The following is a 14,519-nucleotide window of genomic DNA, read 5'->3' as shown; positions in this document are numbered from 1 at the left end:
GGGGAGGGCGGGGGCGGGTCCGGCGGGATTAGCACGTTCGGGTGACGGAAGCCGCGGTCAGCTCTCGCGGGCGGCCGCGGTCACGTCATGCTCGGGGACGGTGCCGCCGGAGCGGATCAGCTCGATCCGGCCCATGACCTTGGCCCGCAGGTCGGCGGGGACGTCGTCATGTCCGCAGCACCGCTTGACCAGCTTCTTGACGGCCTGCTCCAGACCGTACTTCTCCAGGCACGGGTGGCATTCCTCGAAGTGGTGCTGGAACTTGTCGCGGTCGACGTCCGGCATCTCGCTGTCGAGGAACTCGTACAGGTGGTCGAGGACCTCACTGCAGTCCGTCTCGTGCGGCTCTCCGCAGCTCATGAGCCCGAGCCTTTCGCTTCGTTCGACTCTCCGGCGCCCGCGGGGACCAGGCCGCGCTCGCGCGCGTAGTCCTCCAGCATGCCGCGCAGTTGACGGCGGCCCCGGTGCAGCCGGGACATCACCGTACCGATGGGTGTCCCCATGATGTCCGCGATCTCCTTGTACGCAAAGCCCTCTACGTCCGCGAGGTAGACCGCGATGCGGAACTCCTCCGGGATCGACTGGAGCGCGGACTTCACATCCGAGTCCGGGAGGTGGTCCAGCGCCTGGGACTCGGCGGAGCGCAGGCCGGTCGACATGTGCGACTCGGCGCGCGCGAGCTGCCAGTCCTCGATCTCCTCGGCCGCGCTGCGCTGCGGTTCCCGCTGCTTCTTGCGGTACGAGTTGATGAAGGTGTTGGTGAGGATCCGGTACAGCCACGCCTTGAGGTTGGTGCCTTCGCGGAACTGGTGGAACGAGGCGTACGCCTTGGCATACGTCTCCTGCACCAGATCCTCGGCGTCGGCCGGGTTGCGCGTCATGCGCAGCGCGGCCGAGTACATCTGGTCGAGGAATTCGAGCGCGTCCCGCTCGAAGCGCGCGCTGCGCTCCGTGCTGCTCTCGGCGCCCGTTCCCGCGCTCACGCCCTGGCCCTCGGGCTGCTCCGCCTGGCCGCTGCCGGCCCCTGCGTCGGTACCGGTGACCGGACCCACCTCCTCAAGTTCACGGGCAAGGCCGAAACCGGCCCCACTCGTTTCGGAGGATAGAACACGACCCGTACCCGCCGCCGCTCGAATCGGAGCGGTCTTGGCCGCGTGCAGCACCGTCCAGTCCAGGTCAGTACGGCTGCTGCGACTCGGACATGCGGTCGAACCCATGCGGCTGACTTCCTCTCCCGCGACGACGCCTCACCGGCGCTCCAGTACTTCTGCTGGCCACAACAGCGGTGCCCCGTCCGGCATTCCCGAGGGTCACCCGAGTGACGCGGCCCACCTGGTGACGGCGTCCGTCACGGCCTCCAGCGCGGCCTCCGGCGTCACGGGAGCCCGCTTGGCCACCGCGAAGGAGTGGTCGCCGCAGGCCACCTCGACCAGCTCGAAGCCGCCCTCGGGGAACTCCTCGGGGCGGCCGAAGGGGTCGTTCCCGCCCTGGACGACGAGCGTGGGCACCCCGGCACCGAGCAGCTCGTCCGCGCGGGACTTCTCCGGCTTGCCCGGCGGGTGCAGCGGGAAGCTCAGCGCCAGCACCGCGCGGGCGCCCAGCCCGGCGGCGGTGCGGCAGGCGACACGGGCGCCGGCGCTGCGCCCGCCGGAGATCACCGGCAGGCCGGGCCGGGTCAACGCGGGCCACAGGCCCCGCCAGCCCGTGTCCAGGGTCTTCGGCGCCGGGGCGACCTTGCGCCCGGCCACCCGCCAGGGCTGTTCGACCAGGGCGACGCTCACCCCCTGCGCGGGAAGGGCGGCGGCCAGCGCCTGGAGGTCGCGGGCCTCGACACCGCCGCCGGCACCGTGGCCGAGGGCCAGGACGAGGCGGGGCTCGGGCGCGTGGTGCCAGGTGACGCGCGCGGTCCCGGCCTCGGTCTCGACGGTCTCGGTCACGGCGGCAGAAGTGGGGCTCACATCAGAAGAGTGTGCCCTCCTCCGGCCCCTCCAGCTCCTTCAGCAGCTCCGGCCCGTTGTTGCGGACGTTGCTGACGGCCGTCGACACCGGGTAGGCCCGCATCAGGCCGCCGGGCGGCGGGGCCAGCAGCTCCCGCAGCTCCCCGGGGTCGGTGCGGGCCGGGTCCAGCCAGGCGTCCCAGCGGTCCGGGGTCAGCATCAGGGGCATCCGGGGGTGGATCTCGGCGAGCGAGCCGGGGCCCTCGGCGGGGGCGACGGCCAGGGGGCCCTGCTCGGCCTCGGTGGTGATCACCGAGCAGGTCGCCCACCAGGCGCCGGGGTGGTCGTCGGGCAGGGTGCCGTCGCGCCAGAACTCGTACAGCCCCGCCATGGCGAACACCGAACCGTCGGCGGGGGTGACGAAGTACGGCTGCTTGCGGGCCCTCTTCTTCTTGCCCTCGACCTCCAGATCGCGCTCCTGCTCCCCGGTGACCCACTCGTAGTAGCCGTCGGCGGGCAGGATGCAGCGGCGGGCGGCGAAGGCGCGGCGGTAGGCCGGCTTCTCGTGCACGGTCTCCGCGCGGGCGTTGATCATCCGGGCGGCGCCCTCGGGGGTCTTGGCCCAGGACGGCACCAGTCCCCACTTCAGCTGGCGCAGCTGGCGAACCGGGCGGCGGTCGGCGGCGTCTTTCAGCGGACGGTCCAGGACCGCGTAGACCTCCTTGGTCGGGGCCACGTTCCAGTCCGGCGCCAGGGTCTCCTCGGGTTCCGGGGTACGGTCGCCCCCTTCCGCCGGGGCAGGGGGGACCCCCACCTCGATGTCGAAGACTCCCGCGAGATCCTCTGGGCTACGACTGGCCGCATACCGTCCGCACATACCAGCCACAGTGCCAGAGTCCGTCCGACGACAGGGAGCCACCCGCAGACATGGACAGCAACACGACCACCGCGCTGCCCGACCTCTGGGGCCGGCTCAGCGGCACCCAGCCCGGTCCCGACCTGTGGGTGGTCCTCGCCACCCTGGCCGCCGCGCTCGCCGTGGTCGCCCCGCACCCGGTGTGGCGGGTGGCCCGGAACGCGATCACCATCGCGCACGAGGGCGGCCACGGCCTGATCGCGCTCGTCACCGGCCGCAAGCTGACCGGCATACGGCTGCACTCCGACACCAGCGGCCTCACGGTCAGCCGGGGCAAGCCGTACGGGCTCGGCATGATCCTGACGGCCGCGGCGGGCTACACCGCGCCCTCGCTGCTCGGGCTCGGCGGGGCCGCGCTGCTGGCCGCCGGGCGCATCACCCTGCTGCTGTGGGTGGCCACCGCCCTGCTGCTGGCGATGCTGGTGATGATCCGCAACGCCTACGGGGCGCTGACCGTGGTGCTGACCGGCGGGGCCTTCCTGCTGGTGTCGTGGCTGGCCGGACCGCAGGTGCAGGCGGCGTTCGCGTACGCGGTGGTCTGGTTCCTGCTGCTCGGCGGAGTGCGTCCGCCCTTCGAGCTGCAGGCCAAGCGCAGGCGCGGCGGCGCCGGGGACTCGGACGCGGACCAGCTGTCCCGGCTCACGCATGTGCCGGCCGGGCTGTGGCTGTTCCTGTTCCACGCGGTGTCCCTGTGCTCGCTGATGGGCGGCGGGCAGTGGCTGCTGCGACTCTGAGCCGCCACCCGGCGGGTTCGATCAAGATCTGGGGGCGGTCCCAGCCACTAAAGTGGGGCGCATGACCGTGAACCCCGCTCACACCGCCCTCTGGCCCGCCCCGCACGCGACCGGGGCCGTCGACGCGACGGTCCACGTGCCCGGTTCCAAATCGGTCACCAACCGGGCCCTGGTGCTGGCCGCCCTCGCCTCCGAGCCGGGCTGGCTGCGCCGTCCGCTGCGGTCGCGGGACACCCTGCTGATGGCCGGGGCGCTGCGCGCGATGGGCGTCGAGATCGAGGAGGGCGTCGGCCCGGACGGCTCCGGCGAGGCGTGGCGGGTGCTGCCGACGGGGCTGCGCGGTCCGGCCACGGTGGACGTCGGCAACGCGGGCACGGTCATGCGCTTCCTGCCGCCGGTCGCCGCGCTGGCCGACGGGCCGGTCCGCTTCGACGGCGACCCCCGCTCCTACGAGCGCCCGCTGCACGGCGTGATCGACGCGCTCAGGGTCCTGGGTGCCCGGATCGACGACGACGGCCGGGGCGCGCTGCCGCTGACCGTGCATGGCGGCGGGGCGCTGGAGGGCGGCCCGGTGGCGGTCGACGCGTCCTCCTCCTCCCAGTTCGTCTCCGCGCTGCTGCTGTCCGCGCCGCGCTTCAACCAGGGCGTGGAGGTCCGCCACACCGGCGCGACGCTGCCCTCGCTCCCCCACATCCGGATGACGGTGGACATGCTGCGCGCGGTCGGCGCCCAGGTCGACACCCCGGAGTCGGGCGGCGAGCCGAACGTGTGGCGGGTGACGCCGGGCGCGCTGCTGGGCCGGGACCTGACGGTCGAGCCGGACCTGTCCAACGCCCAGCCCTTCCTGGCGGCCGCCCTGGTCACCGGGGGCAAGGTGACGATCCCGGACTGGCCGGAGCGCACCACCCAGCCGGGTGACCGGCTGCGGGAGATCTTCACCGAGATGGGTGGCTCCTGCGAGCTGACCGAGTACGGCCTGGTGTTCTCCGGTTCCGGCGCGGTGCACGGTATCGACGTGGACCTGGGTGACGTGGGCGAGCTGACCCCCGGCATCGCCGCGGTCGCGGCCCTCGCCGACTCCCCGTCCACCCTGCGCGGTGTGGCCCACCTCCGGCTGCACGAGACGGACCGGCTGGCCGCGCTCACCAAGGAGATCAACGAACTGGGCGGCGACGTCACCGAGACCGCCGACGGCCTGCACATCCGCCCGCGTCCGCTGCACGGCGGTGTGTTCCACACCTACGACGACCACCGGATGGCGACGGCGGGCGCGATCATCGGCCTGGCCGTGCCGGGGGTGCGGATCGAGAACGTGGCGACGACGGCGAAGACGCTCCCGGACTTCCCCGAGCTGTGGGCCGGGATGCTCGGTAACTGACGGGCGGGACGAGATCATGCGCCGCTACGGCAAGCACACCGACGAGGACGACATCCGCACGCGTCCCAACCGCAAGGGCAACCGCCCGCGGACCAACATCCGGCCCAAGCACGAGGACGCGGCGGAGGGCATGGTCCTCACCGTCGACCGGGGCCGGCTGACCTGCCTGGTCGAGGGGCGGACGATCACCGCCATGAAGGCCCGCGAGCTGGGCCGCAAGGCGGCCGTGGTGGGCGACCGGGTCTCGCTGGTCGGTGACCTGTCGGGCCAGAAGGACACCCTCGCGCGGATCGTTCGCATCGGGGAGCGCTCCTCCCTGCTGCGCCGCACCGCCGACGACGACGATCCCTACGAGCGCGTCGTGGTGGCCAACGCCGACCAGCTCGCCATCGTCACCGCCCTCGCGGACCCCGAGCCCCGTCCCCGGCTGATCGACCGCTGCCTGGTCGCGGCCTTCGACGGCGGCCTGGAGCCCCTGCTGGTCATGACCAAGTCGGACCTGGCCTCCCCGGACAAGCTGCTGGAGCTGTACGGCGATCTGGACATCCCCTACGTGGTGACCAGCCGTGAGGAGCTGGAGAACGGCGACGCTGCCGACCGGGTCCGCGAGCAACTGGACGGCAGGATAACGGCGTTCGTCGGCCACTCCGGCGTCGGCAAGACCACCCTGGTCAACGCGCTGGTGCCAGAGGATCTCCGGCGTACGACGGGACACGTCAACGCGGTGACCGGCCGCGGCCGGCACACCACGACCTCCGCCCTGGCGCTCCCGCTGGGCGACGGCACCGGCTGGGTGGTCGACACACCGGGCGTACGGTCCTTCGGGCTGGCGCACATCGACCCCTCGCGGGTGATCAACGCCTTCCCGGACCTGATCCCGGGGACGGCCGGCTGCCCGCGCGCGTGCAGCCACGACGAACCGGACTGCGCGCTGGACGCCTGGGTGGCCGAGGGGCACGCGCGCCAGGCCAGGCTGTACTCGCTGCGCCGGCTGCTGGCGACCAGGGAACGCAGGGAGGGCGACTGAGACTCGCGTGGTTTGCCGGGGCGCGGGTTCGGTAAGTGCATAATCGCACCGAGCCGGAGATCCGGACCAAGGGTCTTTCTTCCGGATCGGGCCGACTCTGGCCGAGGGCGCCTCTCGGCTGGCCGACCCCGGCAAGAACCGGAAGACAGACCCTAGGGGAGGACAGCGCATGGCGTGGCTGCTGGTCATCGTCGCCGGGCTTCTGGAGACCGGTTTCGCCGTGTGCCTGAAGCTGTCCCACGGGTTCACCCGGCTCTGGCCGACCATCGCCTTCGCCTCCTTCGCCCTCGGCAGCTTCGGCCTGCTGACCCTGGCCCTGAAGAAGCTCGACGTCGGCCCGGCCTACGCGGTGTGGACCGGCATCGGCGCGGCGGGCACCGCGATCTACGGCATGGTCTTCCTCGGCGACCTGGTCTCCACCCTGAAGATCGTCTCCATCTCCCTGGTGATCGTCGGGGTGATCGGTCTCCAGCTGTCAGGGTCGGCGCACTAGCCGTCGACGTCCCGGTCCAGGGCGTGGTGGACGAGTGCCGTCGTGCCGCCCTCGTCGGCGGGTGCCGCCACGCAGGACAGGCCGAGCCGGACGGCGAGTTCACAGGCGAAGGCCAGCCGGGCGGTGTCGGACGCGGGGGCGCCGGGTGCGGCGAGGACGGACACGGCCCGGTCCCGGACCATCCGCAGGAAGTCCGCGGGTGCGGGCAGCGGCCCGTCGGCCCGGCGCTGCGCGGGCACGGTGGAGGTGGAGGGCAGGCCGGGGCGGGCGGGCTCGGGGAGCCGCTCGGTCCAGCTTCCGGTGAGCATGGCCCGTACCAGTGCGTTGCCGCGGGCGGCGGTGGCGGTCCACTCGGCGACGGCGGCGAGCCGGTCGCGGGGGTCGGCGCGGGTGGCGAGGGCGCGGTCCACGCCGGCGAGGTAGCCGTCGGCCTCGCGCCTCATCAGGGCCCGGGCCAGGCCGTCCTTGCCGCCGAACTCGTTGTAGAGCGTCTGCCGGGACACTCCGGCGGCCGCCGCCACGTCGACCATCCGTACCGTCGACCACGGCCGCTGGGCGAGCGCTCTGCCTGCGGCGTCCAGCAGCGATTCGCGGGCTGCGGGCATCTTCGCCTCCCTGGGGCGAGCTGTGGCGCTTAGATTTGACTCGCCCACCGGCGCTGTCAAGGGTCCGGGGGCGTACCGGGGGCGCGGTTCGGCCGACGCGCCGTACGCCGCGCCCGCACTCCCCCTGGTGGCTTCCGGACACCCGTGGCCGATACGGTCGTCACATGCCGGACTATCTCGACGATCTGCGCCTCGCCCATGTCCTCGCCGACGCCGCCGACGCGACCACCATGGAGCGCTTCAAGGCCCTCGACCTGAAGGTCGAGACGAAACCGGACATGACGCCGGTCAGCGAGGCGGACAAGGCCGCCGAGGAGCTGATCCGCAACCACCTCCAGCGCGCCCGCCCCCGCGACTCGGTGCTCGGCGAGGAGTACGGCGCCGAGGGCTCGGGCCCGCGCCGCTGGGTGATCGACCCGATCGACGGCACCAAGAACTACGTGCGGGGGGTCCCGGTGTGGGCGACCCTGATCTCGCTGATGGAGGCGGGTCCGGGCGGGTTCCACCCGGTGGTGGGCCTGGTCTCGGCGCCCGCGCTGGGCCGCCGCTGGTGGGCCGCGAAGGACCACGGCGCCTTCACCGGGCGCAGCCTGACCTCGGCGAGCCGTATCCACGCCTCCGGGGTGAGCGACCTGGCCGACGCCTCCTTCGCCTACTCCTCGCTCACCGGCTGGGAGGAGCGCGGCCGGCTCGACGGCTTCCTCCAGCTGTCCCGCGAGGTGTGGCGCACGCGCGCGTACGGCGACTTCTGGCCCTACATGATGGTGGCGGAGGGCTCGGTGGACATGTGCGCGGAGCCGGAGCTGTCCCTGTGGGACATGGCGGCCAACGCGATCATCGTCACCGAGGCGGGCGGCACCTTCACCGGCCTCGACGGCCGGGCGGGTCCGCACAGCGGCAACGCGGCGGCCTCCAACGGCCTGCTGCACGACGCACTGCTGGGACGCCTGGGCGACTGAGCGCACCCGCCGGCACCGCGCGCCCTCGACGGGCCACGCGCGCCCTCTTGTTGACCTCCCTTTTACCTGTCACTCTGAAGCCTCCCTCACTTGTGCATTCGTGAATCCGTGCTTGTGCGGCACGGGTTCCACAGGAGGTGGCTGAAGCCCATGCTCGTTCCCGCCCCCGCATCACCCCCCACGCTCGTCAAAGACGCCATGAGCACGGTGGTCCTCACCATCGGCCCCGCCCACACCCTCCGCCAGGCCGCCGCCCTGATGTCCGCCCGCCGGGTCGGCGCCGCCGTGGTGCTCGACCCGGACGCGGGCGGCATCGGCATCCTCACCGAGCGGGACATCCTCAACTCCGTCGGCCTCGGCCAGGACCCGGACACGGAGTCCGCCCAGGCCCACACCACCACCTCCGTGGTCTTCGCCGCCCCGGCCTGGACCCTGCGCGAGGCCGCCAGCGCCATGACGCACGGCGGCTTCCGGCACCTGGTCGTGCTGGACCGGGGCGAGCCCGCGGGCATCGTCTCGGTCCGCGACATCATCCGCTGCTGGGCCCCCGCCCGCACCCCCGAACCGGCCCTCTGACCCCCTCCAGCAGGGTTGGACTCGGTCTAATCCTGCTGGGGTTCCAAAGTCACACCTGTTCGGGATCTGTTCGGCCGGCTGTTACGCTGGCTGCCATGAGTGACCTTCTGGACCGGCTGCGTGGACGCGGATGGCGACTGACCTCGCAGCGCCGAGTGGTGGCCGAGGTACTGGACGGCGAGCACGTCCACCTCACGGCCGACGAGGTTCACGCGCGCGCCGTGGTGAAGCTGCCGGAGATCTCCCGCGCGACCGTCTACAACACCCTGGGCGAGCTGGTCTCGCTCGGCGAGGTGCTGGAGGTCAGCACGGACCACCGCGCCAAGCGGTACGACCCGAACGCCCACCACCCGCACCATCACCTGGTCTGCTCCCGCTGCGGCGCGATCCGCGACGTGCACCCCACCGGCGACCCGCTCACCGACCTCCCCGACACCGAGCGCTTCGGCTTCGCCGTCTCCGACGTCGAGGTGACCTACCGGGGCCTGTGCCCTGAGTGCGCCACCGCCTGAGGAAGCCGAGGAAGCCGCCCGCCCCGGCGGGAAGCAACCCGCACACGACTGAGGGCCGGAATCCCTTCGGATTCCGGCCCTGAGTCTTCAGTAGCGGGGACAGGATTTGAACCTGCGACCTCTGGGTTATGAGCCCAGCGAGCTACCGAGCTGCTCCACCCCGCGTCGGTGAACACGACACTACGGGACCCGCGGCCTCCGAGGCAAATCCATTCCCTCGCGCCCCGTCCGCCCGGCTCAGGCCGACAGCTCCTCGCGCAGCGCGCCCTCCAGCCGGGCCGCCCGCTCCCCCACTTCCCTGGGGCCCAGCTCCATCGCGCGGGCCGCCCAGCGCTGCCCCTCGGCCAGCTCACCCCGGCGCGCGTACACCAGCGCCAGGCGCAGCGCGGCCCGGCCGTGCCCGGCGTCGGCGGCCCGGGTCCACCACACGGCGGCCTCGGGCTCGCTTCCCTCGCGGGCCAGCAGCAGCCCCAGGTTGAAGGCGCCGTTACGGGACCCGGCCTCGGCGGCCGCCCGGTACCAGCGCGCCGCCTCGACCACGTCACCGCGCGCCGCCGCGAGCATCCCGACCCGCACCTGGGCGCGCCGGTGGCCCTGGCCGGCCGCCCGCTCGTACCACTCCTCGCACTCGGTCTTGTCGTGCACGCTCTCGCCCAGCTCGTGCGCGGGCTCCGGCGGGCGCCGCGCGTCCAGCACGGTGGCCAGCCGGTACGCGGCCTCCGCGCTGCCGCCCCCGGCCGCGCACCGCAGATGGCGCTCGGCGGTCTGTTCGTCGCCCTCGCGCAGCCGGGCGATGCCGACCTGGAGGGCGGCCTCGGTGTGCCCGGCGGCAGCCGCCCGCTCGTACCAGCGCACCGCGGCCGCGCTGTCCCACTCGGTGTCGCGGCCGGCGTGCAGGATGCCCAGGTTGAACGCGGCGTCCACGCTGCCGGCCTCGGCGGCCTTGGAGAACCAGGGCTCGGCGCCGCTGGTGTCGCCGCCCCGCAGCAGCAGGATGGCCAGCGCGTTCGCCGCCTCCCGGTGCCCGGCGTAGGCGGCGCGCCGGTACCACTGCTCGGCCTGGGCGGTGCGGCCCTGCTCGGCGCAGAGCAGCCCGAGGTTGTAGGCGCCGTTGTCGTCCCCGGCGTCCAGCGCGGCCCGGTACCAGCGCTCGGCGGTCTGGGTCTCGCCGCGCTCGGCGTGCAGGGCGCCCAGCGCGTTGGCCGCGTTGCCGTCGCCGTCCTGGGCGGCGCGCAGCCACCACACGGCCGCGCTCTCGGTGTCCCCGGCGTCGCGCAGCAGGAAGCCGAGCGCGCAGGCGGCGCGGGCCTCGCCGTCCTTGGCCGAGGTGAGGTACCAGCGCCCGGCCTCCTTCAGCTCGCCGCGCTTCTCCAGGATGGCGCCCAGGTGCAGCGCGGCCCGGCGGTGGCCGCGTGCGGCGGCCTGGCGGTACCACTGCTCCGCCTCGGTGGACGCCTTGGTGGTGCCGGGCTCCTCCTCGCGCCCCAGGCCGGGCTCGACGTCGCCGCCGTCCAGGGAGCGGGCGAGCCGGTAGGCGGCCTCGCGGTGGCCGCGCTCGGCGGCGGCGCGCATCCAGTACCCGGAGCGGGAGTCGCCGCGGTGCTCCAGCAGGTCGGCGAGGGCGTAGGCGCCGAGCACATGGCCCTGCTCGGCGGACTGGCGCAGCCAGTACTCGGCTGCGGGTTCGTCGCCGCGCTCGCGGTGGTGGCGGCCGAGCGCGTGCGCGGCGGCCGCGGAACCGGCGACGGCGGCGATCCGCCACCAGTCGGCGGCCTCGTCGGCGTATCCGCGCTGGTGCAGCAGGACGCCCAGGTTGTTGGCGGCGGGGCGGTCACCGGCGGACGCGGCGGCACGGAGCTGGGGCTCGGCCGCGTCGAGGTCGCCGCGGCGCAGCAGCATGGCCCCGAGGATGCTGGCGGCCTCGGCGTCGCCGGTGCGCGCCGCCATTCCGAGGCGCACCTCCTCGGCGTCCTCCCCCACCTCGTCCACATCGCGGGACGGTTCCTCACCCGAAGGCTGCACAAATCGCCCTGTCTCGAACAGAGTTGCCTTGTCCCCCATAACGTCCATCGTCGCACCACCTGCAACCTGGGTACACCCGGTGTACCGCAGCCCGTGAGGTCACTTCAGCGTTTTGTCGACATGCCCACAGAGAGACAAGTCAAACACAGTTGGCCCAACTCCGGGCGGCGGCGCGGCCGATGAAACAGGCAGCACATGAGTTCGCACATCACGAAGGCCCGGATCTCGATGAGATCCGGGCCTTCGTTTTCAGTAGCGGGGACAGGATTTGAACCTGCGACCTCTGGGTTATGAGCCCAGCGAGCTACCGAGCTGCTCCACCCCGCGCCGTTGTGTTCACAACTCTAGCACGGCGCGGGGGCAGGTCCGGTCAGTCGCCGCTGGTCCGGGGCTTGTCCGCCGCGGACTGGGCGTCCTCGGCCTTCCGGAGCGCGTCCTGGAGGTCCTTCTGGGCCTTGGCGTAGGCGTCCCAGTCCGGGCCGGACTTCAGGGCTTCCTGGCCCGCGTCGTACGCCTTCTGGGCGTCCTGGAGGGCCTGGCGGACCGTCGGGTTGGTGGACGCCGGCGGTTCCGTGGTGCCGGACTTCGGCGGCCCGGAGCCCTTGACCCCGAAGACCTTGTCCAGCGCCTGGTCCAGGGTGTCCTCGAAGGCAGTCCGGCCCTCGTAGGTCACCAGCACCTTGCGCAGCAGCGGGTACTTCAGCGTGCCGCCGCGCACGTACACCGGCTCCGCGTACAGCAGGCCGCCGTCCAGCGGGACGGTGAGCAGGTTGCCGTACTCCACCTGGGAGTGACCCCGGCTCAGCAGGCTGATCGTCTCCGCGATGGACGGTTCGGAGTTGAACTGGCTCTGCACCTGCTTGGGGCCGTCGACCGTGGTGCTCGTCGGCAGCTTGAGGATTCTGATCTTGCCGTAGTCGCTGGCGCGCGGATCGGAGTCGACGGCCATGAACGCGCTCAGGTTGTCCCGGCCGTTCGGCGTGAAGGTCGTCGTCAGCGAGAAGACCTGCTGCTTCTGGTCCGGCATCTTCATGCTCAGGTAGTACGGCGGGACCGAGTCGCGCGAGTCGTTGGACGGGTCGTCCGGGACCTGCCACACCTCGCTGCCGCTGAGGAAGGTCTGCGCGTTGGTCACGTGGTAGCGGGTGAGCAGCTCGCGCTGGACCTTGAACAGGTCCTGCGGGTACCGCAGATGGGCCATCAGCGCCGGGCTGATGTCCGAGCGGGGCTTCACCGTGTCCGGGAACGCCTTCATCCACGTCTTGAGCACCGGGTCGGCGGAGTCCCACTGGTAGAGCTTGACGTCACCGGTGTAGGCGTCGACGGTCGCCTTGACGGAGTTGCGGATGTAGTTGACCTGGTTCTGCTGGGCCACCACCGCGCGGGAGTTGTTGTTCGCGGTCAGCGAGTCGGCCGTGGTGTCCCCGAGCGTGGTGCGCGAGGCGTACGGGTAGCCGTTGCTGGTCGTGTAGGCGTCCACGATCCACTGGATGCGCCCGTCCACCACGGCCGGGTAGGCGTCACCGTCGATGGTCAGCCAGGGCGCGACGGACTCGACGCGGTCCTTGGGGGTGCGGTTGTACAGGATGCGCGAACCGTCGCCGATCGCTCCGGAGTAGAGGATCTGCGGCTCGTTGAACGCCACCGCGTACGCCGCCCGGTTGAGCGGGCTGTCGAGGTTGACGCCGCTCTTTCCCTGGTAGCTGGTGGTCTTCTCGCCCTCGTCGTCGGAGTAGTCGATCTCCTTCTGGGGACCGCCGACGATGGAGTACGTGGTGGTCTTCTCGCCGTAGTACACCTGCTGCTGGTACTCGCCGAGGTCGCCCTTGGAGGGCAGGTTCTTCTCGGTGAAGACCGGGCGTCCCTTGTCGTCGGACTCGGTGCCCTTGGCGGCGACCACGCCGTAGCCGTGGGTGTAGCGGAAGTGGTCGTTGATCCAGTTGTTCTTCGGGATGCCGCCCAGGTTCAGCTCGCGCAGGCCGAGGACGGTGTCCTGCTCCTTGCCGTCCTTGGTGGGGTACCGGTCGACGTCCAGGTTGGTCGGGAAGCCGTAGTAGTTCCGGATCTGCTGGAGTTGCTGGAACGTGGGCGAGACCACGTTCGGGTCCATGATGCGGATGCTGGCGGTCTGGCCGACCTGGTCGCGCAGCTTGGTCTTGTCGTCGGTCGCGGCCCTGCCGGAGTACTCGCTGACCTGGGTGTGGTCGATCCCGTACGCCTCGCGGGTCGCCTTGAGGTTCTTCTGGACGTACGGCGCTTCCTTGGCCTGCTCGTTGGGCTGGACCTGGAACTTCTGCACGATGGCCGGGTAGAGGCCGCCGATCAGGACCGCGGAGAGCACCATCAGACCGAAGCCGATGACGGGGAGCTGCCAGGTGCGCCGCCACAGGGTGGCGAAGAACAGCAGCGCGCAGATGACGGCGATGAAGAACAGGATGTTCTTGGCGGGCAGGTAGGCGTTGGCGTCCACGTAGCGCAGACCCGTCCAGTTGCCGGTGGCCCGGAAGTCGCTGGACTTCACGGCGAGGCCGTACCGGTCGAGCCAGTAGGCGACGGCCTTCAGGGACACGAAGACGCCGAGCAGCACCGAGAGATGACCGGTCGCGGCGGACGAGGCGCGCGAGCCGGGGCTGGTGACGCGCAGTCCGCCGTACAGGTAGTGGGTGAGCGCGGCGGCGATCAGCGACAGGATGGCCGTGGCGAAGCCGAAGGCCAGCAGGAAGCGGTACCACGGGAGGTCGAAGGCGTAGAAGGAGACGTCCCGGTGGAACTGGGGGTCCTTCTGGTGGAACGGCACGCCGTTGACCCACATCAGCCAGACCCGCCACTGGCCGGCCGCCGAGGCGCCGGCGATGAGGCCGACCAGCGCGGTGACGGCGAGCAGCAGCCAGGTCTTGTACGGCGCGATCCCCATCCGGTACCGGTCGAGGCTCTGCTGCTCCATCGACATGGCGCTCAGCGGGGGCCGCATCCGGTGCGCGAGCCAGATGTTGAAGCCCACCGCGAGCGCCATCAGCAGACCGAACACGAAGAACAGACCGATCTTCGTCCACAGGGTGGTGGTGAAGACCGAGGAGTAGTGCACCGACCGGTACCAGAGCCAGTCCGTCCAGAAGCCGGCGAACATGGTGAAGGCCATGCCGAGGGCGGCCAGGACGCCCAGGGTCACGAGCAGGGTCCTCACCCGCCGGGACGGACGGCCCGCCCTGATCCGTGGCCCCGTCGGGCCTCCGCCGCGGTCCGGCATCTGGAAAGCCAAGGTGCGCACCTCGAAGTCGCTGTCGATCCGTCAGGCCCTCGTGTTCGCGGGCCCTTGGTGGCCCCCTGTGCTCGCGGGCCCCCACCTATGCAACTTACTCA

The 14,519-nt window shown here is 71.9% G+C and carries 14 protein-coding genes and 2 tRNA genes; 7 read left to right on the top strand and 9 right to left on the bottom strand.

Annotated features, from left to right (window positions below):
• Positions 1 to 57: 57 nt before the first annotated feature.
• The 4 genes from rsrA to EV284_RS09270 all read right to left on the bottom strand — a co-directional run bounded on the left by rsrA (position 58) and on the right by EV284_RS09270 (position 2,814).
• Positions 58 to 360 carry a mycothiol system anti-sigma-R factor gene (rsrA, locus tag EV284_RS09285; RefSeq protein ID WP_030807430.1) on the bottom strand — a complete coding sequence of 101 codons (303 nt, stop codon included), beginning with the start codon at positions 358 to 360 and terminating at the stop codon, positions 58 to 60.
• Entirely contained in the window at positions 357 to 1,052 is a 696-nt protein-coding gene (sigR, locus tag EV284_RS09280; RefSeq protein ID WP_030807427.1) for an RNA polymerase sigma factor SigR, read from the bottom strand. The genes rsrA and sigR overlap by 4 nt, the downstream gene beginning before the upstream one ends.
• A gap of 258 nt (positions 1,053 to 1,310) precedes the next feature.
• Positions 1,311 to 1,937 carry an alpha/beta family hydrolase gene (locus EV284_RS09275; protein ID WP_130332991.1) on the bottom strand — a complete coding sequence of 209 codons (627 nt, stop codon included), beginning with the start codon at positions 1,935 to 1,937 and terminating at the stop codon, positions 1,311 to 1,313.
• 22 nt (positions 1,938 to 1,959) lie between these two features.
• The gene (locus tag EV284_RS09270) at positions 1,960 to 2,814 is read right to left on the bottom strand and encodes an SOS response-associated peptidase (protein ID WP_130332173.1); all 855 of its coding nucleotides are present in this window, start codon (positions 2,812 to 2,814) and stop codon (positions 1,960 to 1,962) included.
• Positions 2,815 to 2,864: 50 nt separating this feature from the next.
• On the opposite strand from EV284_RS09270, the gene EV284_RS09265 reads away from it, so the two are divergent.
• The 4 genes from EV284_RS09265 to EV284_RS09250 all read left to right on the top strand — a co-directional run bounded on the left by EV284_RS09265 (position 2,865) and on the right by EV284_RS09250 (position 6,485).
• Positions 2,865 to 3,587, top strand: coding sequence for a M50 family metallopeptidase (locus tag EV284_RS09265; protein WP_130332171.1), 723 nt, complete (start codon positions 2,865 to 2,867; stop codon positions 3,585 to 3,587).
• Between the two features lie 61 nt (positions 3,588 to 3,648).
• Complete coding sequence (aroA, locus tag EV284_RS09260) at positions 3,649 to 4,965, top strand: 3-phosphoshikimate 1-carboxyvinyltransferase (RefSeq protein WP_130332169.1); 1,317 nt, start codon at positions 3,649 to 3,651, stop codon at positions 4,963 to 4,965.
• A 16-nt stretch (positions 4,966 to 4,981) separates the two neighbouring features.
• Entirely contained in the window at positions 4,982 to 5,992 is a 1,011-nt protein-coding gene (gene rsgA / locus EV284_RS09255; RefSeq protein WP_130332167.1) for a ribosome small subunit-dependent GTPase A, read from the top strand.
• A gap of 169 nt (positions 5,993 to 6,161) precedes the next feature.
• The gene (locus tag EV284_RS09250; RefSeq protein WP_086693118.1) at positions 6,162 to 6,485 is read left to right on the top strand and encodes a multidrug efflux SMR transporter; all 324 of its coding nucleotides are present in this window, start codon (positions 6,162 to 6,164) and stop codon (positions 6,483 to 6,485) included.
• Here the strand turns inward: EV284_RS09250 and EV284_RS09245 are convergent.
• Positions 6,482 to 7,090 (bottom strand): TetR/AcrR family transcriptional regulator, encoded by a 609-nt coding sequence (locus tag EV284_RS09245; protein ID WP_130332165.1) that lies wholly within the window; start codon positions 7,088 to 7,090, stop codon positions 6,482 to 6,484. The two genes, EV284_RS09250 and EV284_RS09245, sit on opposite strands and share 4 nt — an antisense overlap.
• Before the next feature lie 164 nt (positions 7,091 to 7,254).
• Here EV284_RS09245 and hisN point away from each other — a divergent pair, with 164 nt between their 5' ends.
• The 3 genes from hisN (at position 7,255) to EV284_RS09230 (ending at position 9,137) form a co-directional block, all read left to right on the top strand.
• On the top strand, positions 7,255 to 8,049 hold the full coding sequence (gene hisN / locus EV284_RS09240; protein ID WP_130332163.1) for a histidinol-phosphatase: 795 nt from the start codon (positions 7,255 to 7,257) through the stop codon (positions 8,047 to 8,049).
• A gap of 198 nt (positions 8,050 to 8,247) precedes the next feature.
• A complete protein-coding gene (locus EV284_RS09235) occupies positions 8,248 to 8,625 on the top strand; it encodes a CBS domain-containing protein (protein ID WP_242625630.1) in 378 nt (125 codons plus the stop codon).
• 95 nt (positions 8,626 to 8,720) lie between these two features.
• Positions 8,721 to 9,137 carry a transcriptional repressor gene (locus EV284_RS09230; protein ID WP_130332159.1) on the top strand — a complete coding sequence of 139 codons (417 nt, stop codon included), beginning with the start codon at positions 8,721 to 8,723 and terminating at the stop codon, positions 9,135 to 9,137.
• Positions 9,138 to 9,228: 91 nt separating this feature from the next.
• On the opposite strand, the gene EV284_RS09225 is transcribed toward EV284_RS09230, so the two are convergent.
• The 4 genes from EV284_RS09225 to EV284_RS09210 form a co-directional block, all read right to left on the bottom strand.
• A tRNA-Met gene (locus EV284_RS09225) sits at positions 9,229 to 9,302 on the bottom strand.
• A gap of 72 nt (positions 9,303 to 9,374) precedes the next feature.
• Positions 9,375 to 11,207, bottom strand: coding sequence for an SEL1-like repeat protein (locus EV284_RS09220; protein WP_207228982.1), 1,833 nt, complete (start codon positions 11,205 to 11,207; stop codon positions 9,375 to 9,377).
• A gap of 205 nt (positions 11,208 to 11,412) precedes the next feature.
• Positions 11,413 to 11,486 (bottom strand) — tRNA-Met (locus EV284_RS09215).
• Between the two features lie 43 nt (positions 11,487 to 11,529).
• Complete coding sequence (locus EV284_RS09210) at positions 11,530 to 14,406, bottom strand: UPF0182 family protein (protein ID WP_242625653.1); 2,877 nt, start codon at positions 14,404 to 14,406, stop codon at positions 11,530 to 11,532.
• Positions 14,407 to 14,519 lie beyond the last annotated feature (113 nt).

The sequence above is a fragment of the Streptomyces sp. BK022 genome (genome assembly GCF_004217355.1).
GTDB lineage: Bacteria > Actinomycetota > Actinomycetes > Streptomycetales > Streptomycetaceae > Streptomyces > Streptomyces griseoluteus.
Note: the sequence above shows the minus strand (reverse complement) of the source record. Positions and strands in the feature narration are given on the sequence as shown.